Source organism: Vibrio profundi (assembly GCF_043642225.1).
In the GTDB taxonomy this organism is placed as follows: Bacteria; Pseudomonadota; Gammaproteobacteria; order Enterobacterales; family Vibrionaceae; genus Vibrio; species Vibrio profundi_A.
Genome location: NZ_JBHZSF010000002.1, coordinates 258,958 through 280,879, shown reverse-complemented (window position 1 = coordinate 280,879; position 21,922 = coordinate 258,958). Strand labels below are relative to the sequence as shown.

Annotated in this window: 14 protein-coding genes and 4 tRNA genes; 12 read left to right on the top strand and 6 right to left on the bottom strand. The window is 43.4% G+C overall.

Translation table 11 applies throughout. The features are described from left to right. Nucleotides 1-75 precede the first annotated feature (75 nt). Nucleotides 76-2,163, top strand: coding sequence for an EAL domain-containing protein (locus ACHUFI_RS04750; protein ID WP_394247208.1), 2,088 nt, complete (start codon nucleotides 76-78; stop codon nucleotides 2,161-2,163). Here ACHUFI_RS04750 and ACHUFI_RS04745 read toward each other — a convergent pair. Beyond that, on the bottom strand, nucleotides 2,160-4,523 hold the full coding sequence (locus tag ACHUFI_RS04745; RefSeq protein ID WP_394247207.1) for a DNA polymerase II: 2,364 nt from the start codon (nucleotides 4,521-4,523) through the stop codon (nucleotides 2,160-2,162). The two genes, ACHUFI_RS04750 and ACHUFI_RS04745, sit on opposite strands and share 4 nt — an antisense overlap. A 392-nt stretch (nucleotides 4,524-4,915) precedes the next feature. Between ACHUFI_RS04745 and uvrY the strand changes: the two genes are divergently transcribed. The 10 genes from uvrY (at nucleotide 4,916) to nspC (ending at nucleotide 14,717) form a co-directional block, all read left to right on the top strand. Next, the gene (uvrY, locus tag ACHUFI_RS04740) at nucleotides 4,916-5,560 is read left to right on the top strand and encodes a UvrY/SirA/GacA family response regulator transcription factor (protein ID WP_137356013.1); all 645 of its coding nucleotides are present in this window, start codon (nucleotides 4,916-4,918) and stop codon (nucleotides 5,558-5,560) included. Continuing rightward, the gene (uvrC, locus tag ACHUFI_RS04735) at nucleotides 5,560-7,392 is read left to right on the top strand and encodes an excinuclease ABC subunit UvrC (RefSeq protein WP_394247206.1); all 1,833 of its coding nucleotides are present in this window, start codon (nucleotides 5,560-5,562) and stop codon (nucleotides 7,390-7,392) included. Before uvrY ends, uvrC begins: the two co-directional genes overlap by 1 nt. Before the next feature lie 46 nt (nucleotides 7,393-7,438). Beyond that, nucleotides 7,439-7,996 carry a CDP-diacylglycerol--glycerol-3-phosphate 3-phosphatidyltransferase gene (gene pgsA, locus ACHUFI_RS04730; protein ID WP_137356015.1) on the top strand — a complete coding sequence of 186 codons (558 nt, stop codon included), beginning with the start codon at nucleotides 7,439-7,441 and terminating at the stop codon, nucleotides 7,994-7,996. A 278-nt stretch (nucleotides 7,997-8,274) separates the two neighbouring features. Beyond that, nucleotides 8,275-8,348: transfer RNA gene (locus ACHUFI_RS04725), tRNA-Cys, on the top strand. Nucleotides 8,349-8,383: 35 nt separating this feature from the next. Next, nucleotides 8,384-8,459 (top strand) — tRNA-Gly (locus tag ACHUFI_RS04720). Between the two features lie 80 nt (nucleotides 8,460-8,539). Further along, nucleotides 8,540-8,626, top strand: a tRNA-Leu gene (locus ACHUFI_RS04715). Between the two features lie 34 nt (nucleotides 8,627-8,660). Beyond that, nucleotides 8,661-8,736: transfer RNA gene (locus ACHUFI_RS04710), tRNA-Gly, on the top strand. 606 nt (nucleotides 8,737-9,342) lie between these two features. Next, on the top strand, nucleotides 9,343-12,240 hold the full coding sequence (locus tag ACHUFI_RS04705) for a pyridoxal phosphate-dependent class III aminotransferase (RefSeq protein WP_394247205.1): 2,898 nt from the start codon (nucleotides 9,343-9,345) through the stop codon (nucleotides 12,238-12,240). Between the two features lie 6 nt (nucleotides 12,241-12,246). Further along, nucleotides 12,247-13,500 carry a carboxynorspermidine synthase gene (locus ACHUFI_RS04700; protein WP_394247204.1) on the top strand — a complete coding sequence of 418 codons (1,254 nt, stop codon included), beginning with the start codon at nucleotides 12,247-12,249 and terminating at the stop codon, nucleotides 13,498-13,500. Between the two features lie 83 nt (nucleotides 13,501-13,583). Next, entirely contained in the window at nucleotides 13,584-14,717 is a 1,134-nt protein-coding gene (nspC, locus tag ACHUFI_RS04695; RefSeq protein WP_394247203.1) for a carboxynorspermidine decarboxylase, read from the top strand. 43 nt (nucleotides 14,718-14,760) lie between these two features. On the opposite strand, the gene ACHUFI_RS04690 is transcribed toward nspC, so the two are convergent. Next, nucleotides 14,761-15,273 (bottom strand): glycine cleavage system transcriptional repressor, encoded by a 513-nt coding sequence (locus ACHUFI_RS04690; protein ID WP_394247202.1) that lies wholly within the window; start codon nucleotides 15,271-15,273, stop codon nucleotides 14,761-14,763. A gap of 211 nt (nucleotides 15,274-15,484) precedes the next feature. Next, nucleotides 15,485-16,396, bottom strand: coding sequence for a DUF3943 domain-containing protein (locus tag ACHUFI_RS04685; protein ID WP_394247201.1), 912 nt, complete (start codon nucleotides 16,394-16,396; stop codon nucleotides 15,485-15,487). A 206-nt stretch (nucleotides 16,397-16,602) separates the two neighbouring features. On the opposite strand from ACHUFI_RS04685, the gene ACHUFI_RS04680 reads away from it, so the two are divergent. After that, nucleotides 16,603-17,841, top strand: a complete 1,239-nt coding sequence (locus tag ACHUFI_RS04680) for a CinA family nicotinamide mononucleotide deamidase-related protein (protein WP_394247200.1) — start codon at nucleotides 16,603-16,605, stop codon at nucleotides 17,839-17,841. Nucleotides 17,842-17,902: 61 nt separating this feature from the next. Here ACHUFI_RS04680 and yfaE read toward each other — a convergent pair whose 3' ends face one another. The 3 genes from yfaE to nrdA all read right to left on the bottom strand — a co-directional run bounded on the left by yfaE (nucleotide 17,903) and on the right by nrdA (nucleotide 21,699). Beyond that, nucleotides 17,903-18,181, bottom strand: coding sequence for a class I ribonucleotide reductase maintenance protein YfaE (gene yfaE / locus ACHUFI_RS04675; RefSeq protein ID WP_394247199.1), 279 nt, complete (start codon nucleotides 18,179-18,181; stop codon nucleotides 17,903-17,905). Beyond that, nucleotides 18,181-19,314 carry a class Ia ribonucleoside-diphosphate reductase subunit beta gene (gene nrdB / locus ACHUFI_RS04670; RefSeq protein ID WP_394247198.1) on the bottom strand — a complete coding sequence of 378 codons (1,134 nt, stop codon included), beginning with the start codon at nucleotides 19,312-19,314 and terminating at the stop codon, nucleotides 18,181-18,183. Before nrdB ends, yfaE begins: the two co-directional genes overlap by 1 nt. 102 nt (nucleotides 19,315-19,416) lie before the next feature. Continuing rightward, entirely contained in the window at nucleotides 19,417-21,699 is a 2,283-nt protein-coding gene (gene nrdA / locus ACHUFI_RS04665) for a class 1a ribonucleoside-diphosphate reductase subunit alpha (RefSeq protein ID WP_394247197.1), read from the bottom strand. Nucleotides 21,700-21,922: the final 223 nt, after the last annotated feature.

The following is a 21,922-nucleotide window of genomic DNA, read 5'->3' as shown; positions in this document are numbered from 1 at the left end:
ATTTTCGGTCGCGCTCCGTGTAAAGTAACTGAGATATGCTAACTTATAAAAAGGTTAGTAAATCTTGAGGCTGCGATGGGATCGAGAGCGGTAAGTACGACGATGGCATGGGGAAGTATAGAACGAGTCACTCTCAAATTTATAGTGCCTTCATTGCAAGCGCTCAGAGAGGGTATGATATGGCTATTACCCTGCTTGATGCTTTCTTCTTTCGCCCTGTTTTTTGCAAGCATTGGTGAGTTTTTTTCAGGGGGAAGAACGGCGTGGGTTACTCTCTTCTACCAGATTCATGATTCAGTCGCGGCTTTTTTTCCTTATTTGATGACAACAGCACTTTCCTATGTATTGGCGATGCAATGGAAACTACCTCGCCCTCCTATTGCTTTGTTATCCGTCCTCTATCTTGTGGTCATTGGAGAAATCCTACCAAGCAAAGAGGTGATTCAAACCTTCAATATCATCATCGCGATAATTACTCCCCTTTATGCGACCCCTATTTTGGCGAAGCTTCTCAAATATCGTAGCTTGAGAATTACGGCCTCAAACAGTGGCGGAAAGATAGTAAAAGAGTCCCTTAACCTTGTGATTCCTGCCTTGGTGACTGGCATCGCTGTTATCTTTATCAATACGGCGATCTTCTCGTTGGTGGTTGAGCGTCACTTGCTCTCTTTCATCATATTAGATTATGCCAATGAGCCACTCACTTTTGGGGTTGTGTTTGCAGCGCTAAATTCAGCTTTATGGTTCATTGGCGTGCATGGCTATTATGCGCTGCTACCTTTGGTGGAATTTCTCCAAGAAGCAAGTAACTTGAATTACTCTATTTTCCTAGCGGGTGGGGAAGGGGCATACCATATGAACCTTTCCTTCATGGGGGCGTTTGTTTTCATTGGAGGAAGCGGTGCAACGCTTTCTCTGGTGCTGGCATTACTTCTTTTCTCTGAGCAACGCGCGTTGAAAATCATTGCACTTGCCAGTATTCCTATTGGGCTCGTCAACGTAAACGAAATTCTTCTTTTTGGTTTGCCGATCATATTTAACCCACGCTTGTTTCTGCCTTTTATGCTCACCCCTATCATGCATGTATGTGTGTCGATGTTTGCCATCTCTGCCGGCTGGGTGACTTCGCCCAGTGTGTCTGTTCCGTTCAATAGTCCGGTGTTAATTAATGCGTGGATATCAACGAACGGGGATTGGGGAGCGGTACTGCTGCAAATTATTAATGTCTGTTTAGGTTGCTTGTTGTACCTCCCTGCGGTTCGCGGGTTAAACAAAGTCTATGGGAATCGGAAAATACATTTTCCGTTTCTAGACACCACCTATATGCGTCGCCAAGAAGAAGCAGAACTGTTGAATGATGACCCGATTGTAGTGGCTCAAAAAGAGGAAAAGTCAGTCTCAAAAGTAGAAGATAAACTCGAGTCGATCAGCCGAAAAGAGTTTTGTATGGAATACCAACCGCAGGTGTCTCCTTTAACGGGAGCAGTAGTTGGGTGCGAAGCATTAGTTAGAGCTAGAGGGGACACTGATAAACTGATCTACCCTGGGGATTTTTTGCCATGGTTTGAAAAAGCCGGGTTAATGAAAGACTTAGATATCTGGGTATTCAAACAGGTTGCGAAAGATATTCAAGAATGGAATCGACAAGGTAACTATGTGCCGGTAAGCGTGAATATCACACCACAAACTTTAGTTGATGTTGAAATCATGGACCGGATTGTTGAGGTAATCGCACCTGTTGCCAATCAAGTAAACATAGAAATTACCGAAGAGACACTTTTGGTTGATGAGCAGGCGCTGGTTATGGCATTTAATCGCCTGCACTTATTGGGAGTAAAGGTTTACATTGATGATTTTGGCACCGGCTTTTCTTCTTTGAGTTACTTAAATCGTTTCGATATTGATGCTATCAAGGTCGACCGGTCGTTTATTCTGGCACTGGATACTGATAAAGGGCGGAAAGTGTTCGCGAGTATTATATCGATCGCCGCTCAGTTAGATATCGCAGTGGTCGTCGAAGGGGTTGAAACCAATGAGCAATTGGCTGAGATACCTAAAAGCAATGATATCTCAGTTCAGGGCTGGCTCTTTAGTCGCTCTTTACTCAAAGATAAGTTCATTGATTATTGTTTGGCGACAAATCGTAAAGCGTCAATCAGTTAGAATAAGCCAAGTTGAGGCGCACAAATCTGCTCGAAATCCAAACCAATAAACGGCAGGATTGCCTCCGCTACCGGCTTGAGCTGTTTATCAATATAATGTTGATAGTCAATGGCACTCTGTCTGTACTCTTTGGGCTCAGGACCGTTTAACGTAATTAAGTACTCAATTCGACCTTTGTTTTGATACTGCAATGGCCTACCAAGTTTGCTATTGAATTCATCTGCTAAGCGTGCGGCGCGTACTTGGGGCGGCACGTTCTTTTGATATTCACGCAGTTTTCGACGAAGCCTTTTCTGGTAAGTCAGTAAGTCATCGTATTTTCCATCGGCGGTATCTTCTACGAATGTCCGGACATACTCACTGGGTTCTTGACCATGAAATACCATTTCATACAGGGTCTTCTGGAATTTTTGAGCAAGTGGTGTCCAGTCGGTTCTGGCGCTTTCAAGTCCTTTAAAGATGATTCGTTCATGTTTCCCCTCTCCAATCAGGCCCGCGTAACGCTTTTTTGAACCGGTTTCTGAACCGCGAATAGTCGGCATCAAAAATTTACGATAATGAGTTTCGTATTCAAGCTCCAATATTGAGGTGAGGTTGTATTCGGTCTTGAGATGATTTGTCCACCACTCATTAATATAAGCGACCAACTCATGGCCAATCTTATCAGCGTCATTTTGCGTTAGGCTGCCATTTAAAGATACAAATGTAGAATCCGTATCTCCGTAGATAACTTGATAACCCTTGTCCTCGATGAGTACCTTCGTCTGCTTCATGATTTCGTGTCCACGCATCGTGATCGATGATGCAAGGCGAGTATCAAAGAATCGGCAACCGGAAGAGCCTAAAACGCCATAAAAAGAATTCATAATAATCTTTATAGCTTGAGAAAAAGCTTGCTCATTATTGCGCTTTGCTACGTCACGAGCAGCCCACAAGTCTTCGATCATTTTAGGCAGAAAGTGCTTATCACGATGAAATTGACCTCCACGGAAACCGGGTACAGCTTGCTCTGAGTCTTTGCCTATTTCTAGCTGTAACCCTTCAATTAGGCCCATTGGATCAATCAAGAATGAGCGAATGATAGACGGGTATAGGCTTTTAAAGTCGAGAACAAGCACGGAATCATACAGGTTAGGAATGGAGTCCATCACATAGCCGCCAGGGCTCGCTAGCCAATTTTCTGGAGCTAGATTCGGCGCAACATAACCTGAGCGATGAATTTGGGGCAAGTAAAGGTTGGTAAAAGCAGCAACCGAACCTCCAATGCGATCCAGTTCTACACCGGTTAACCTTGAACGTTCGATGGCAAAGTCTATCAGGTGAGTATGTTCAAAAATACGGTTGACCAACACGCAATCTTGGAGGTTATATTTCGCCAGTGAAGGCTTATCGTGGTGATACATTCGATTGATTTCGTCCATTCGGTCATGGACGTTATGTATGTCTTTCCCCTCACCAAGCATTTCTTGTGATACAGACTCTAACGACCATGAACGGAAGTGGTAGGTAGCGGTCTTTAACGTATCGATACCATCTAGTACCACACGCCCTGGGATTGTGATAAAGCCTTGTTGGCTTTGCGCTGAACTTCGAAAGAAGCTTGGCTGACGGTTTCGTCCCATTTTCAATTTTAAGTTGTGCCAATCTGCGCGTTTGTGGAGTAAACGAAAGTCGAAGTCGATCACGTTCCAGCCTATGATGATATCTGGGTCGAATTGAGTGAACCAATCTACCATCGCTTCTAACAGCGCTTTTTCATCTTTAACCCATTGGATGGGTGTCTCTGAAGGCTGGACGTCTCCGATCATGATGACGCGGCTATCTAACTTACTATCTAAGCCAATGGAATAGAGTATTCCTTTCTCTGAGCACTCAATATCTAATGAGACAACTGACAGTGTTGGTAAGTACTGACCCGAGCGGCACTTAACCTGACTGAAATGAGAAAAGCCATTCTTACATGTTTCGATACCAGAATACTCAATGCTTCCTTTGATAAAGCGCTCCATTAAGTAACGGTCTGCAAGCTTAATGTCACTTTCGAAAGTTAGAATTCCTTCAGCGTGGAGCACTTGAGCAAAGTTCATCGCTACGCGGTTTAGTTCAAAGTAGCACGCTGAAAGCGGTTCATGTTCAAACGTGGTGATTGACAGTGGTTTTAACTCACATTGTATATTTTCTTTTTGAGCGAGGGCTTGAACAGAGCTTTGCTGGGATTGCTCTACGAAGAATACGGGCTTTTCATTGAGGATCGTTAAGAGAGTTGGGCCTGCTGGCGTGCTCAACCATAGATCAATATGCGTTGCCCCCGAGTAGTCTCGGGCTTGTCTTGTTAGTACGAAGCCTTGGTGGATGTTCAAGTGTTTTACTCTGCTGTAGAAGAGGATTGATAGTAACAAATCACTTTTTTATTAGCAGAGAAAATTCGACTATTAGTCGGTAAATGAATTGATACGGTTAAAACTTGTATGATTTTTGAGCCGCTATGACAATATTCGGATTACTTTGGTTGCATATGTTGCAAAAGGGCAGACGGTGTGACATTTTAATCGCCAGTGCTATAACGTGTTGATTTATTGATAGACTTATTTTTAACGCGGTTAAATCGTAAATAAGTTCTTGCTAAACTTTGCGTTTGAGCACATATTCAGAGTAAGCTTTTTTTTAAAAGTGCGTTAAAATAGACAGCTATACTGCTATCCACTGATTTCATGGTGGTTGCAGAGCCAATTAATAGTGTGGAGATACAAGTTTGATAAATGTTTTCCTTGTAGATGATCACGAGCTGGTTCGCACAGGGATACGACGTATTATTGAAGACGTCCGTGGAATGAACGTAGCAGGGGAAGCTGAAAGCGGTGAAGATGCAGCAAAATGGTGTCGGAGTAATCATACCGATGTCATTTTAATGGATATGAATATGCCGGGTATCGGTGGCTTAGAAGCAACCAAAAAGATCCTGCGTTTTAATCCAGATGTGAAAATCATCGTTTTAACTGTTCATACGGAAAATCCGTTTCCAACGAAAGTGATGCAAGCCGGTGCCGCTGGTTATTTAACCAAAGGTGCGGGTCCTGATGAAATGGTCAATGCGATTCGTGTCGTAAATAGTGGCCAGAGATACATCTCACCAGAAATAGCGCAGCAGATGGCTCTTAGCCAGTTTTCTCCTGCTTCTGAAAACCCATTCGCAGACTTATCTGAACGTGAACTTCAAATTATGATGATGATTACGAAAGGTCAGAAAGTGACGGATATTTCAGAACAGCTAAATCTAAGTCCAAAGACAGTAAATAGCTATCGTTATAGATTGTTTAGCAAGCTAGACATCAGCGGTGATGTTGAACTGACTCACTTAGCCATTCGACATGGAATGTTAGACACTGAGACCTTGTAGTGACACCCTCGTTTGACTCAGTAACATTTCTGAAGACAGTAACAAATCAGCCTGGCGTTTATCGAATGTATAACGCCGAGGCTGTTGTTATTTATGTCGGCAAAGCAAAAGACCTCAAAAAAAGACTCTCCAGTTATTTCCGTAAAAAAGTCGATAGTGAAAAAACTCGTGCACTAGTCAGCCATATAAACAAAATCGATGTCACGATTACACATACGGAAACTGAAGCCCTGATCCTGGAACACAATTATATTAAGCAGTATTTGCCGAAATATAATGTGCTACTCCGAGATGATAAGTCCTACCCATATATCTTCATTAGCGGCCATAAACATCCTAGGCTGTCGATGCATCGTGGCGCAAAAAAGAAGAAAGGTGAGTACTTTGGACCTTACCCAGACTCTGGCGCTGTGCGTGAGACTTTACACCTAATTCAGAAAATCTTTCCTGTGCGTCAGTGTGAAGACACGGTTTACGCCAATCGAACCCGTCCGTGTTTAATGTACCAAATTGGTCGATGCGCTGCGCCTTGTGTCAGCAGTGTTATATCCGATGAAGAATACGCAGAGCTCGTTAATTACGTAAAACTTTTTCTTAAGGGGAAAGACAAATTAGTTCTTGAAACCCTGATAGAAAAAATGGAGTTAGCGAGTCGTGAGCTTAGGTTTGAGGATGCAGCGAGCTTTCGCGATCAAATTCAAGCAATCCGTCGTGTTCAAGAACAGCAGTTCGTTTCAGAAGATACGATGGAAGATATGGATGTGCTGGGTTTTGCTCAGGAAAATGGCATTGCCTGCATCCATATATTAATGATTCGCCAGGGAAAAGTTTTGGGGAGCAGAAGCCATTTCCCTAAAATTCCTCATAACACTGAGCGTGAAGAAGTATTCGAAAGCTTCTTAACTCAGTATTACCTTGCACATAATGAAGCGCGCTCGATACCGACTCGCTTGATCCTAAACGAAGGGTTGTTTGATGATACTACACCGCTTCAATCGGCACTCACTGAGGTAGCCGGACGAAAGATTCATTTCCATGTGAACCCGACAAGTACCCGGGCTCGTTATTTGAAGTTGGCTAATACGAATGCGTTAACTGCAATCACGACCAAAATAAACCATAAGATGACGATTAACCAACGCTTCAAGGAGCTGCAAGAGGTGTTGGCAATCGATTCGATCACCCGCATGGAATGTTTCGATATCAGCCATACGATGGGAGAAAGTACGATAGCGTCTTGTGTTGTCTTCAATAATGAAGGGCCAGTTAAACCTGAATACCGCCGATATAATATCTCAGGTATTACCGGGGGCGATGATTATGCCGCAATGGGGCAAGCACTGGAGCGAAGGTACTCGAAGCAACTTGATGTCGATAAGATTCCAGACATTATCTTTATTGATGGTGGTAAAGGGCAGTTGAATCGGGCGCATGAGATCATCGCACAGTATTGGGGTGACTGGCCAAAAACGCCCAATATGATTGGTATCGCGAAAGGTGTGACACGAAAACCTGGTTTAGAGACCCTGATTACGTTAGACGGCGAAGAATTCAATTTGCCAAGTGACGCGCCAGCTTTACATTTAATTCAACATATTCGCGACGAAAGCCACAATCATGCTATCGCTGGGCACCGAGCGAAGCGAGGTAAAACCCGCAGAACAAGTGCTTTAGAAGGAATTGAAGGTGTAGGGCCTAAAAGAAGGCAGTCACTTTTAAAATATATGGGTGGTTTACAAGAGTTAAAGAGAGCAAGTGTCGAAGAAATAGCCAAAGTGCCGGGTATTAGCCATTCTTTGGCAGAAAACATTTATCAAGCATTGAAACAATAGTAAAAATCCCGCACCATAAACGCGCAATCGATAAGAGCCCAATAATATGCGTTTGAATATACCTAACATTTTGTCCCTACTGAGATTATTTCTCATCCCTGTCTTTGTAGTTGTTTTTTATCTTCCTTATGAGTGGGCCCCGTTTGCAGCGGCGATGGTATTTTGGGTCGCAGGGTTTACTGATTGGCTAGATGGAATGTTAGCGAGAAAGCTAGGTCAAACCTCTCGATTTGGCGCCTTTATTGACCCTGTTGCTGACAAAGTTTTAGTGGCTACTGCGCTTATCTTGATCACCGAACACTATCATTCAATTTGGGTGACCATTCCAGCTGTTACTATGATCGCACGTGAGATTATCATTTCAGCATTACGCGAATGGATGGCAGAAATAGGGAAACGTGCAAGTGTTGCAGTTTCTTGGGTAGGCAAAGTCAAAACCGTTTCTCAGATGTTTGCACTATGGGTGTTGATCTGGCGATATGACGATTGGATGATTTGGGTTGGGTATGGAGCGCTCTATATTGCAACCATTTTGACTTATTGGTCGATGGCACAATATCTAATGGCAGCCAAAGACGATTTGTTAGACGAACAGCATCATTAATGAAAAGCGAGCTTAGGCTCGCTTTTTTGATCTTGCAGGGATGGAGTTATTCTTGGAACGAAAGTAATACTCCAGCTTTAAGTGTGAAGTAGATCAATTAACTAGCCACTCCTGAGTGGTTTTTCGCTAACGAAATCACCAGTTTTTGCACTTTCGAACAAAATCTACTCAAACGATTCAAAAAATACAAATTTAGTGTTGACTCAACTCATCGATTCCGTAGAATGCATCCCGTACCCGAGAGGAGAGCGAGTTAGCGATTCAAACGGTGTTACTAAGGCGCCTTGGCAGAGTGGCTATGCAGCGGATTGCAAATCCGTGGACCTCGGTTCGACTCCGGGAGGCGCCTCCATTATCTCTCCTGATTTTAGAGGAGAATAATGAAATGCGACACTAGCTCAGCTGGTAGAGCGCAACCTTGCCAAGGTTGAGGTCACGAGTTCGAACCTCGTGTGTCGCTCCAAATTTTGTAATGTTGATTGGCATCAACATTAAGATGGTGTTTTACTTTTCAGTAATCGGCATCGCAATAAAAAATTGCGTGCCCTGGTGGTGGAATTGGTAGACACAAGGGATTTAAAATCCCTCGGCGTTCGCGCTGTGCCGGTTCAAGTCCGGCCCGGGGCACCATCTATTAAAGTCTTAATAAATACGATTAAGCAATGCGACACTAGCTCAGCTGGTAGAGCGCAACCTTGCCAAGGTTGAGGTCACGAGTTCGAACCTCGTGTGTCGCTCCAAATTAAAAAAGCCTGAACAGAAATGTTCAGGCTTTTTTGCATTTCATCTTTCGCTTCCACTTACTTTTAGTGCACTGGTAGACTCATCGCATTGTGTTTGAGGCCTTAAGAACAGTGAACTAGCACAACTCTCTAAGAATTATTTATAAAGCTATTATTAAAAACTATTGCTAGTTCATTTCAATTTATGATATTTTTCTGCGCAATCTCGGAGGTAGCAAAAATATCGCATTCTGGGGGATACGCGCAGTGACCATTCAAGCTGATTGTGACATTGCGTAGGGTAGGTATCAGCTAGTCCTTTAGCTGATAGACGGGATACTTATGACGCAGTACGTCATGTTAATGGGAAACCCAACATTGAACTCACTAAACTTAACTTTGCTAATCAGCTTTGCACTTCCTGTAGGACAAGTTCTACACAACTGTCCGATCCTTCAAAACAGTACTATTACTGAACCTTGAAAACTCGCTAATACATTCTAGCTGTCTCTTAACGATGGCATGTTTCCCGTACTTGTTATTTATCAAGTTTGGGTGTTTAGCTGTACCTTATCTTTACTAATGCTATGAACGATGGGTACACATAAATTCAAGGGATTTTTTATGAGCACTGCCTTTGAAGTCGATACAAATTTTATCGCAAACTCTTTTTCAACTGCTGTTCCTGTTGTTGAAGGAACGTATGACCTGACTCCCGATGCTATTTTATTAGAACAAGAACAGCATGAGTCTGAAGTTCGTTCTTACCCTCGCCGCATACCTATCGCTATCAAAAAAGCTTATGGTGCGCTCGTAGAAGACACTAGAGGTCAAATCTTTCTGGATTGTCTTGCCGGCGCAGGCACACTAGCACTTGGTTATAACCACCCAGAAATCAACCAAGCTCTGAAAGAGCAATTAGACTCTGGGTTACCGTATCAAACGCTAGATATCACAACGAAAGCGAAAGACAACTTTATTAAAAAAGTGAAAGCTTTCCTGCCGGAAAACTTCTCTAACAACTCTGCTATTCAGTTTTGTGGCCCATCAGGCGCTGATGCGGTTGAAGCGGCAATCAAACTAGCCAAGCAAACTACCGGACGAAACACCATGTTCGCATTCCGCGGTGCCTACCATGGTATGACGAATGGCACGATGGGAATGATGGGTAACCTTGGTACAAAAGAGCGTCGCACCGGACTTATGTCCGACGTACACTTTATGCCATTCCCGTATAACCTACGTTGTCCGTTTGGACTTGGCGGTGAAGCGGGTGCAACGGCAAGCATTCGTTATATTGAGCGCCTATTGAATGATGACGAAGCGGGCATAATGAAACCTGCTGCGATTATTGTTGAACCAGTCCAAGGTGAAGGTGGTGTGATTCCTGCGCCTGTCGAATGGATGCGTGGATTACGCCGCATCTGTGATGAGCACGGGATACTGTTGATTTTTGATGAAATTCAATGTGGCGTCGGCAAAACAGGTCACCGTTTTGCTTTTGAAGAATCAGGTGTATCACCAGATATTCTATGTCTTTCGAAGGCGATCGGTGGTGGTTTACCGATGTCGATTCTCGTGTTTAATAAAGAAATCGATACTTGGAAAGCTGGTGAACATACCGGTACATTTCGTGGCAATCAACTTGCTATGGTTTCCGGCGCTAAGGCTTTGGAAATCATTGAGCGAGATGAATTAGTCGAGCATGCGAATATTGCTGGTCAGTATCTAAGACTAGGTTTAGAAAGCATCCAAAAACGCGTGAACTGTATTGCTGAAGTTCGTGGAAAAGGGTTAATGCTTGGCGTCGAAATCAAGAAGGCTGATGGATCGTTGAATAAGTTCGGTGAGCCGAGCTCTGATGGTGATCTTACATTAGCTATTCAACGAGCAGCGTTAGAGCGTGGCTTGATGGTTGAGAAAGGCGGCCGTGATGGTTCTGTGATTCGATTCCTTCCACCTTTGATTATCTCCTTCGAGCAAATTGACTTTGCGTTAAGAGTATTTGAAGAGGCAATCCTTAATGCTGGTGGATCGTTACTTAATGCCGAAGAAAAGAACCAGGAATGGAAAAAGCATTTCATCCAAGTCGGGCAAACAGGTAGCGATGAATTTGCATCTGTGATGAACCATACGACTAACGCGATGAAATCCGTTTTTGAACAAATTGATGCGCCATATTCTGGAGTACAGCCTAAGCTGTTAGAAAACGCCATTAACGCGGTCGATTTAGATAATCAGAATGCGCCTTTAAAAGATGTGATTGATGGTGCTGCCGAGCTAGTGGCTAAGAATTCCATCATTGTTCAGCACCCTGATTGTATTGCTCATTTGCATACTCCACCTTTGATGTCTGCCGTCGCCGCAGAAGCGATGATCGCTTCCCTCAATCAATCTATGGATTCATGGGACCAAGCTTCTTCGGCAACATACGTCGAACAAAAAGTCGTGGATTGGATGTGTAGGAAATATGAGCTTGGTGAAGACGCAGATGGTATTTTCACCAGTGGCGGTACTCAAAGTAACCTTATGGGACTGTTGCTTGCGCGAGATTGGATTGCAAATAAGATCGATGGCCATTCAATTCAGGAACTTGGTCTACCAAGCTATTCAGAAAAACTACGCATTCTATGTTCTAAAAAATCTCACTTCACTGTGCAAAAATCAGCGTCTCTGTTAGGATTAGGTGAAAAGGCAGTATGCTGTATTGATACCAATCCAAATGGTACGATTCAAGCAGATAAATTAGCGCAAGAAATACAAAATCTTAAACAGCAAGGTTTGCTCCCTTTTGCAGTGGTTGGTACGGCTGGAACAACAGACCATGGTGCAATTGACGATCTAGATGCAATTGCGGATATCGCTAATAAAGAGTCACTATGGTTCCATGTGGATAGTGCTTATGGCGGCGCATTAATTTTAAGCAGTCATAAAGATCGCTTGAAAGGTATTGAAAAAGCCGATTCTGTCAGCGTTGATTTCCATAAGCTTTTCTATCAAACGATCAGTTGTGGTGCGTTGCTACTGAAAGACAAATCTAACTTTGAGTTTTTGCTGCATCATGCAGATTATTTAAATCGAGAGCATGACGAGCTACCAAACTTAGTCGACAAGTCCATCGCGACAACCAAGCGTTTTGATGCGCTAAAAGTGTTTATGACGATGCAAAGTGTTGGGCCTTATGAGTTGGGAAAAATGTACGATCACTTGCTAGCTCAAACGATTGAAGTTTCACAATTAATTAAGAACCATGAAGGTTTTGAATTACTTGCTGAACCATCACTTTCTACAGTGTTGTTCCGTTCTGTAAGTAAACACGTCACGGATTTAGACTCACTTAATCAAACTCTAAGATTAGAGGCACTGATTCGTGGTGTCGCTGTTCTTGGGGAAACAGTAGTGGATGGCTGCAGCGCTCTTAAATTCACTATTTTGAATCCATGCTTAAAGATCTCTGACTTTGAGTCTTTATTGAAAAAAATTGATACGCTAGCAGCCGAGCTAGCAGAACAACAAGGGTAATAAACGATGTCAATTCTACAGATTGGTGCCGGCGGTGTAGGCTGGGTAGTGGCACATAAAGCAGCGCAAAACAATGAAGTTTTGGGTGATATCACACTAGCTTCTCGCACGATCAGTAAGTGTGAAAAAATCATTGAATCGATCAAAGGGAAAAATAACCTTAAAGATCCTTCGAAGAAACTTGAAGCACGTGCGGTAGACGCTGATGACGTTGAAGCGCTTGTTGCCCTTATTGAAGATGTAAAACCTGACTTGGTTATTAATGCGGGTCCTCCTTGGGTGAACATGACCATCATGGAAGCGTGTTACCAAGCGAAAGTGTCTTACCTAGATACATCAGTCGCGGTAGATTTATGCTCTGAAGGCCAACAAGTACCGCAAGCGTATGATTGGCAGTGGGGTTACCGTGAAAAGTTCGAAGAAGCGGGCATTACCGGTATTCTGGGTGCGGGCTTCGATCCAGGTGTTGTATCAGTATTTGCAGCTTACGCGGTTAAGCATTTGTTCGATGAGATTGATACCATTGACGTAATGGACGTTAATGCTGGCGATCACGGTAAGAAATTCGCGACGAACTTCGACCCAGAAACGAACATGCTAGAGATCCAAGGTGACTCTTTCTACTGGGAAAATGAAGAGTGGAAACAAGTACCTTGTCATGCACGCATGCTTGAGTTTGAATTCCCGAATTGTGGTAGCCATAAAGTGTACTCAATGGCGCACGATGAAGTTCGTTCAATGAAAGAATTCATCCCTGCAAAACGTATTGAGTTTTGGATGGGTTTTGGTGACAAGTACCTAAACTACTTCAACTGTATGCGTGACATCGGTTTGCTTAGCCCAGACCCGCTGACACTACATGACGGTACTGTTGTTCAGCCGCTGCACGTACTGAAAGCACTTCTACCAGATCCAACTTCTTTAGCACCAGGCTACACCGGTCTAACGTGTATCGGTACTTGGGTTCAAGGTAAGAAAGACGGAAAAGAGCGCAGCGTATTCATCTACAACAACGCTGATCACGAAGTGGCATACGAAGACGTTGAGCACCAAGCGATCTCTTACACCACTGGTGTACCAGCGATCACGGCTGCACTTCAGTTCTTCCGTGGCGAATGGGCGGACAAAGGTGTGTTCAACATGGAACAGCTAAACCCAGACCCGTTCCTTGAAACAATGCCTGAAATCGGACTTGATTGGCACGTTCAAGAGCTAGAAGCAGGGCAGGGGCTTCCTGTTATTCATGAGCTAAACAAATAAGCAGCGACTCGCTCTTATTTACCTAGATAATTTAGAGCCGGTGCTGATGCATCGGCTTTGTTCGATTTTATGGTGAAGAGAAAATGCAAAAAAGCGAATTGAAAACGCCTTACTTCATGATCAGCGAAGACAAGCTTGTTGCTAACCTAGAGAAAGCAAAACAGCTAAAAGAGATTTCTGGCGTTAAGCTAGTGCTTGCTCTGAAATGTTTCTCGACGTGGGGTGTTTTCGAGATTATTAGGCCTTATTTAGACGGAACAACAAGCTCCGGCCCTTATGAGGTTAAATTAGGCCATGAAACATTCGGTGGAGAAACTCACGCATACAGTGTCGGATACAGTGAAGATGACGTTCGAGAAGTGGCGGACATTTGTGACAAAATGATCTTCAATTCACAGTCTCAACTAGCCGCTTACCGACACATTATCGAAGGTAAAGCATCAATTGGCCTACGCCTTAACCCTGGCGTAAGCTATGCGGGGCAAGACTTGGCAAACCCAGCCCGTCAGTTTTCTCGTTTAGGTGTTCAAGCTGACCACATCAAACCTGAAGTGTTTGAAGGTATTGATGGTGTGATGTTCCACATGAATTGTGAGAACAAAGATGTAGAAGCTTTTATTGGTCTATTAGATTCAATCTCAGAACAGTTTGGTGAATACCTAGACAAGCTTGATTGGGTAAGTATGGGCGGCGGGGTGTTCTTTACGTGGCCGGGTTACGACATTGAAAAGCTTGGCCTTGCGCTTAAAGCATTTTCTGAGAAGCACGGCGTTCAAATGTACCTAGAACCCGGTGAAGCAATCATCACTAAGACAACCGACCTTGTGGTAACAGTGGTTGATATCGTAGAGAACGTGAAGAAAACAGCGATTGTCGATTCTGCAACAGAAGCACACCGCCTAGACACGCTTATCTATGATGAACCAGCTTCAATCTTAGAAGCCTCAGAAGAGGGAGAACATGATTACGTGATCGGTTCATGTTCATGCTTAGCTGGCGACCAGTTCTGTGAAGCGAGTTTCGACACCCCATTGCAGATAGGTCAGCGCCTTCACATTCTAGATAGCGCAGGCTACACCATGGTGAAACTAAACTGGTTTAACGGTTTAAAAATGCCATCGGTATATTGTGAACGTGCGAGTGGAGAGGTTGAAAAACTGAATGAATTTGATTATTCAGATTTCAAACGCTCACTCTCTCAGTGGTCGGTGAGTTAGTTTCCTTTAAAAAGAGCAGCCTTTAAGCTGCTCTTTTTTTGATTTAATTTTCTACCATCACTCTGGTGTCTTCGCTGAGCGATTCTAGCTCATTTGCGACATCATTGATTTGGATCTCAACGGGCAGTTTTATCGCCATGTTAGCGGTGAAGAGGCTTGAACTAACTCCACCTCCGTCTGCGATAAACACACGTTGGCAATCCATATCTAAGATGTTGATGCCCTGATTATCTAGTACGTGAGTTATCTCATTCACAATTCCTGAACGATCATCTGAGTCTAGCCTAACCTGATAGATAGTGTCTTGTGAGTTGTGGGTGTGTTCGGAATCCACGAATTGAACGATTAGATCCGGATTACTTGTGAATGCATCTTTTACGTATTGTTCATGGTTTGATGGTAATTGAATCTTTATGACTCCAGCAACTTGGTCTTCGATAAAGTTGACCTTACTGATGAGCCACTTACCATCGTTTTCATGTGTCACAGCGGCAAGTTGCTTGATGGTTGAAGGTGATGCCTTACCCACAAAGTTAACGATAAATGTAGAGTTCATAAGTGCCCCCCAGCAGTCTAACGAAAGAAAATAATTAACTATTTGATATCTTGAAATAAACTTAACTACTTTGAGTGTAGAACGTAGAGGCGGGGAATATTTGACGTACGTCAATATTTTCGATTAATGCGGAACCTAGTGGTCAAATTCCTAAATGAAATGCACAAAAAGGCGACTTAATGGTCGCCTTTTATTTTCTACTTAGATTCGCTTAGAAACTCACTTTGAAGTTCATGCCATAAAACTGAGAGTCATAAGTCGCGCCTGCATCAAGAGCAAATTTCGCAGCATCTTGGTTGTCCCACCATGGGTTGGTGTTGAAGTTTACTTCAGCTTCGCCACCCCATGCGTCGCTTACCCAGTAGTGAATATGCCCGACAGGGTTTAAGAAGAATAAAGAAACGTCACCCATAGTTTGAGAACCCATTACTTCACCACCGGAAGCAATAATGTCTTGCTCAGCCTCTAGCATTAATTCACCAACCACAGCACCGAAGAAAGGTGTGATGAAGAGATCTTGCCAAGAAGGGATTTCAGCAAATGCTTCTACACCATATTCCCAGAAGAACGTAGACATAGTCCAAGAGTACATGAATGATTCAAATTCATTGTAGCCAGCGTGTCGTGCTGCAGTGTAGTAAACACCACCGAAGTATGGGTGCATCACATAGTTCAAGAAGTGTTCGTCGCGATCCCATACTGGTCCGCTAGAGACGTTGTCTTTCCACTTTGAACCCAGCTTGCTTAAATCGCGTTGGTCGTCGTCCCACTTAGTAATGCTTTCAGGAAGAAAAGTCATTAAACCTACTGTTGCTACACTTAAACCTAAAATAGTGTAGGTTTGGCTCATTAGGTAATCCCAATCTTTTTCTTCACTAATGGTTAGGTAGCGAGGTTGAGTATCGACTGATAAATCATATTCGTCGCTAGCTTCACTTAAGGCATAAGTATTGCTAGGTGAGTAGCTATACAAGTTATCGTTAACGCAGTATTCTTGATTGCAATCGACGGTGTACGAAAGTTCGATGTGTTGGGCAAAATCATAATTGTTTGCCGCTGAACTAGCTGAAAATAACAGAGTTAAAGCAGCGATAGTCTTATTCAACACAGGGAATTTTGACACAAGAGGCTCCAAGAGTTTAGATAATCGATCGAGGTCACAATTATCCATTAAATGCAGTTTTATGGGAACTAGAATTTTACTGTTAACAGAAACTTAATTGGAAATTCTAGTGTCTTATACGATGAAAGCGCAATCTCGATTTTATAAGAATAGCCGTTCATATTGAATACGTCAGTGAAATCAGCCAAGTGGCGAAGGAATTAATTATGATAAAAATTGCAATGTTAAGTACAGGTGAAGAAGTTCTTCATGGAGACATTGTAGATACAAACGCTGCATGGATGTCTGAAGTCTTCTATCAGCATGGCTTTTCGCTTTCTAAACGCTCAACTGTGGGCGACCAAATGAACGCGCTCGTTGAAGAGCTATTGATGTTGAGCTTCAACTACGATGTGGTCGTGGTGAATGGTGGTTTAGGCCCGACAACTGATGATATGAGTGCAGCTGCAGCTGCTTCGGCTGCGGACAAAAAGCTAGTCATGTTTCCGGATTGGCTCACGCGTTTAGAGTCGATGTTCGCTAAACGTGGCATGCCGATGCCAGACAGCAACCTAAAACAGGCAATGTTACCGGAAAGTGCGAGTATTGTTGATAATCCAATTGGAACCGCTTGCGGATTTAAAGTCGAAATCAATGACGCCATTTTCTATTTTACGCCTGGTGTGCCTAGCGAATTCAAACTAATGGTAGAGTCACAAATTTTGCCTGATCTGGAAAAAACTTACCCCGAGGTTGCCGCTTCAGAGTGCAGCCGCTTATATACCTTTGGCCTGTCTGAGTCAGGCATATCCGATACACTGGATCAACTTAAGCTGCCAGAAGGTTATGAGCTTGGTTATCGTTCTTACCTGCCATTTATTGAAGTGAAGCTGTTTGGGCCTAAGCAGGATTTAGAGACTCGAGTAAAGCTGTTGCAAATGGTCTACAAATTACTAGAGTCCAACGTTGTGAGTGTTGATGAGCCAATGCTCGCTCACTTAGGGCATGTAATGGTCGAACAAAAGCGCACACTGTCGATTTCAGAGCAATCGACAAAAGGCTACCTTTCTTCTTGGCTTCAGTCTGATGAAAATTTAGAAAGCTGCTGTGGGCACGCTTGGGTTATGGCTGGTCAAAATAATGGAATCGATGAAAGTGACCCGTTAGCCGCTGCGTTTGCGTTAGCTGGAGCAACAAGAGAAAAATGTGCGACAGAGCTTTCTCTCGTGACTGGGAAACTGGAGGACAACCGTTTTACGATCGCTCTATCGAGCGTAAATGGGGAGTGGGGGCAAGTTTTTGAATTCTACCGTGAATTTAGTCGAGAAGATGCACGCAAGCTTATTAGCGTGGCGGCTGCTGACATGCTTCGTCGTCATATAGAAAACAAACCGATGTTTGGTAGCTATAGCTCATTAAAGCGCATTAAAGAAATGTTCATTCCGTCTAACGTTTTACAAAGCTGATTGATAGGATGACAATAAAAAGGCCAGCATTGAGTGCTGGCCTTTTTAATCCTACCTGAAACTAGGCTCGTTTTTGTTTGTCTTTGTACAAAACATTGCTGAGCGATATTTCAGATTTAGCTTTACAGATACAAGGTAAAATCTCGTCACCTTGTGTGTAAGCCATTGCAAAACCAACATACTCCACTTCACCAGAATCTAATGTACAACGACATGCACCGCAGTGGCCGTCGCGGCAGTTATATTCAGGCTCTAGACCGGCGTGTTCCATCGTTTCCAAAATCGTATTAGAAGGGTTGGACTCAATAGAAATCAGTTTGTTGATTTTGATTGCTGGCATTACAGTTCGAACCCTTCAAAGTCGTCTGCGTTTACTTCGTTGTCAATTTGACCGACTAGGTAAGAACTGATTTCTGCTTCTTGTGGAGCAACTTGAACGTTATCTGAAGACAACCAAGCGTTGATCCATGGAATCGGGTTTGATGTCGCTTCTGGGTAAGCAGTACCTAGGCCAACAGCTTGCATACGGATATTGGTAATGTATTCAACGTATTGGCAAAGAATGTCTTTGTTTAGACCAATCATCGAGCCATCTTTGAACAGGTATTCAGCCCACTCTTTTTCTTGCTCTGCTGCAGCTTTAAATAGGTCGAAACATTCTTGCTTACATTCTTCTGCAATTTGCATGAATGCGAAATCGTCTTGGCCGTTACGCAGCAAATTAATCATATGCTGTGTGCCAGTTAGGTGAAGTGCTTCATCACGAGCGATAAGCTTGATGATTTTCGCGTTACCTTCCATTAGCTCACGCTCTGCGAAAGCAAATGAACATGCGAAACTTACGTAGAAACGAATAGCTTCTAGCGCATTGACAGACATCAGACATAGGTAAAGTTTCTTCTTCAGGTCATGAAGTGAAATCTTAATGTCTTCGCCGTTGATGTTGTGGTTGCCTTCGCCGTAACGGTGGTAATCAGCCGTTAATTTGATTAGGTCGTCGTAGTAAAATGCGATGTCTTTCGCGCGTTTTAGGATCTCTTCGTTTTCAACGATGTCGTCGAATACGACACCTGGATCATTCACGATGTTACGGATGATGTGTGTGTAAGAACGAGAATGGATCGTTTCAGAGAAAGACCAAGTCTCAATCCAAGTTTCAACTTCCGGTAGTGATACCAGAGGAAGTAGGGCAACGTTAGGGCTGCGGCCTTGGATTGAATCTAGAAGCGTTTGGTACTTCAAGTTCGAGATAAAGATGTGCTTTTCGTGATCAGGAAGCTTGTTGTAGTCGATACGGTCGCTAGATACATCTACTTCTTCTGGACGCCAGAAGAAAGAAAGTTGCTTCTCGATAAGCTTTTCGAAGATTTCGAATTTTTGCTGGTCGTAACGTGCAACGTTAACTGACTGACCTAAGAACATCGGTTCTTTTAGTTGGTCGTTTTTATTTTGAGAAAAAGTACTGTAAGCCATAAATGCCTCAAATCCTTTAAAGACCCGTTATAAAACGGACCCTGTTAATGCTTTAAACCCAGAGAAGCTAACTTCTCTGGGGTCTTAATGTTTTGTTGCGGTCTAGATCTTACAACCGCCGCCTTCACAATCTTCTTCCGGCACTTGAACTGCATCGCCTTGGTCGTCTTTAGCACCATCACGAGTGTTATGGTAGTAAAGCGTCTTAACACCGTACTTGTACGCTGTTAGTAGGTCTTGAAGCAGCTTCTTCATTGGTACTTTACCGCTGTCGTAAACACTTGGATCATAGTTAGTGTTTGCAGAGATAGCTTGGTCAACGAATTTTTGCATGATACCCACTAGGTGTAGGTAACCATCGTTAGAACCAATGTTCCAAAGCAGCTCGTAGTTCTCTTTTAGATCTAGGAAATCTGGAACAACTTGCTTCAGGATGCCGTCTTTCGATGCTTTCACTGATACGTAACCACGTGGTGGCTCGATACCGTTAGTCGCATTCGAGATTTGAGACGAAGTCTCTGAAGGCATAAGCGCTGTTAGTGTTGAGTTGCGTAGGCCGTGCTCCATGATCTCTTCACGTAGCGAGTCCCAATCGTAATGCAATGGCTCGTCACATACTAAATCAACATCTTTCTTATAAGTGTCGATTGGTAATAGGCCTTTTGCGTAATTTGTTTCGTTGAACGATGGACACTTACCTTGCTCTTTCGCTAAAGCAACCGATGCTTTCAATAGGTAGTACTGCATTGCTTCGAATGTACGGTGCGTTAGGCCGTTTGCACTGCCGTCTGAGTATTTCACACCATTCTTTGCCAAGTAGTAAGCAAAGTTAATCACACCTACACCTAACGTACGGCGGTTCATTGTCGACTTGTATGCAGCAGGAAGTGGGTAATCCTGGTAATCAAGTAATGCATCTAGTGCACGAACGACTAAATCAGACAGCTCTTCAAAATCATCTACTGATTTGATTGCGCCTAAGTTGAACGCAGATAGAGTACATAGAGCGATCTCGCCTTCGTCATCTTCTACGTTCGTCAGTGGCTTAGTTGGAAGCGCAATTTCTAAACATAGGTTAGATTGACGAACTGGTGCTACTTCAGCATCAAATGGGCTGTGAGTATTACAATGGTCTACGTTTTGGATGTAGATACGACCAGTAGAAGCACGCTCTTGCATTAGCAGAGAGAATAGCTCAACCGCTTTAACGGTTTCACGCTTAATTGAAGGATCGTTTTCGTACTTCACGTAAAGCTCTTCAAAACGGTCTTGGTTTTCGAAGAATGCGTCGTATAGGCCAGGCACGTCTGAAGGTGAGAACAGGCTGATGTTGCCACCTTGAACAAGACGTGAGTACATAAGCTTGTTCAGCTGTACACCGTAATCCATGTGACGTACACGGTTCTCTTCAACACCACGGTTATTCTTCAGTACTAATAGAGACTGAACTTCACCGTGCCATAGTGGGTAGAATACTGTTGCCGCGCCACCACGAACACCACCTTGAGAACAACATTTTACAGCTGTTTGGAAGTATTTGTAGAAAGGGATACAGCCAGTGTGGAACGCTTCACCATTACGGATTTCAGAACCAAGCGCACGGATGCGACCTGCGTTGATACCGATACCAGCACGTTGAGATACGTAACGAACAATTGAGCTTGCTGTTGCGTTGATTGAATCCAAGCTGTCGCCACACTCGATCAGTACACAAGAACTGAATTGACGAGTAGGAGTACGTACACCAGACATGATCGGTGTAGGTAGAGAAATCTTAAATGTAGATGATGCATCGTAAAAACGCTTGATGTAGTCAAGACGTGTCGATTTCGGGTATTTAGCGAATAAACAAGCAGCAACTAGGATGTAAAGGAACTGAGCACTCTCATAGATCTCTTTCGTTACACGGTTTTGCACGAAGTATTTACCTTCAAGTTGCTTAACCGCTGCGTAAGAGAAGTCTAAGTCACGTTTGTGGTCGATATACGCATCAAGCTCAGCAAATTCAGCTTGCGTGTAATCTTCCATCAAGTGGCTATCGTATTTACCCATATCAACCAGTTTTGCAACGTGATCGTATAATGCTGGTGGCTCATATTGACCGTACGCTTTCTTACGTAGGTGGAATACTGCTAAGCGAGCAGCAAGGTATTGATAGTCTGGAGTCTCTTCAGAGATCAGATCCGCTGCAGACTTGATGATAGTTTCATGAATATCAGTAGTAGTAATGCCGTCGTAGAATTGGATGTGAGCTTTCAATTCTACTTGAGAGACTGATACGTTATGAAGACCTTCAGCAGCCCATGTGATAACGCGGTGGATCTTCTCTAGATCAATAGTTTCTTTGCGACCGTTACGCTTAGTAACAGTAAGTTGTTGGTTCATTCTGCTTAATTTCCCTAACAAAACTGATAAAAGCCGTGTTTTTGTATCTTTATGTGCAATTTTTGTAAATTACGCTTCGGCTTTGTGATCTTGGTCTACCCATATATTGTAGTCGAAACACAACATATAGGGGTCATTTGTTTGTTGGGTTACAAGATAGTGCTGTACTCAAGAATTTTCAAGGAGCAGAAATGGGATGACTTGTGGATAACTGACAATTTTA

Excerpts from the sequence above, each read along its gene's own strand:
- yfaE (WP_394247199.1), bottom strand. The coding sequence starts at position 18,181 with ATGCCAGCAATCAAAATCAACAAACTGATTTCTATTGAGTCCAACCCT.
- nrdA (WP_394247197.1), bottom strand. The coding sequence starts at position 21,699 with ATGAACCAACAACTTACTGTTACTAAGCGTAACGGTCGCAAAGAAACT.
- nspC (WP_394247203.1), top strand. The coding sequence starts at position 13,584 with ATGCAAAAAAGCGAATTGAAAACGCCTTACTTCATGATCAGCGAAGAC.
- ACHUFI_RS04690 (WP_394247202.1), bottom strand. The coding sequence starts at position 15,273 with ATGAACTCTACATTTATCGTTAACTTTGTGGGTAAGGCATCACCTTCA.
- ACHUFI_RS04750 (WP_394247208.1), top strand. The coding sequence starts at position 76 with ATGGGATCGAGAGCGGTAAGTACGACGATGGCATGGGGAAGTATAGAA.
- ACHUFI_RS04680 (WP_394247200.1), top strand. The coding sequence starts at position 16,603 with ATGATAAAAATTGCAATGTTAAGTACAGGTGAAGAAGTTCTTCATGGA.
- ACHUFI_RS04705 (WP_394247205.1), top strand. The coding sequence starts at position 9,343 with ATGAGCACTGCCTTTGAAGTCGATACAAATTTTATCGCAAACTCTTTT.
- pgsA (WP_137356015.1), top strand. The coding sequence starts at position 7,439 with ATGCGTTTGAATATACCTAACATTTTGTCCCTACTGAGATTATTTCTC.
- ACHUFI_RS04700 (WP_394247204.1), top strand. The coding sequence starts at position 12,247 with ATGTCAATTCTACAGATTGGTGCCGGCGGTGTAGGCTGGGTAGTGGCA.
- nrdB (WP_394247198.1), bottom strand. The coding sequence starts at position 19,314 with ATGGCTTACAGTACTTTTTCTCAAAATAAAAACGACCAACTAAAAGAA.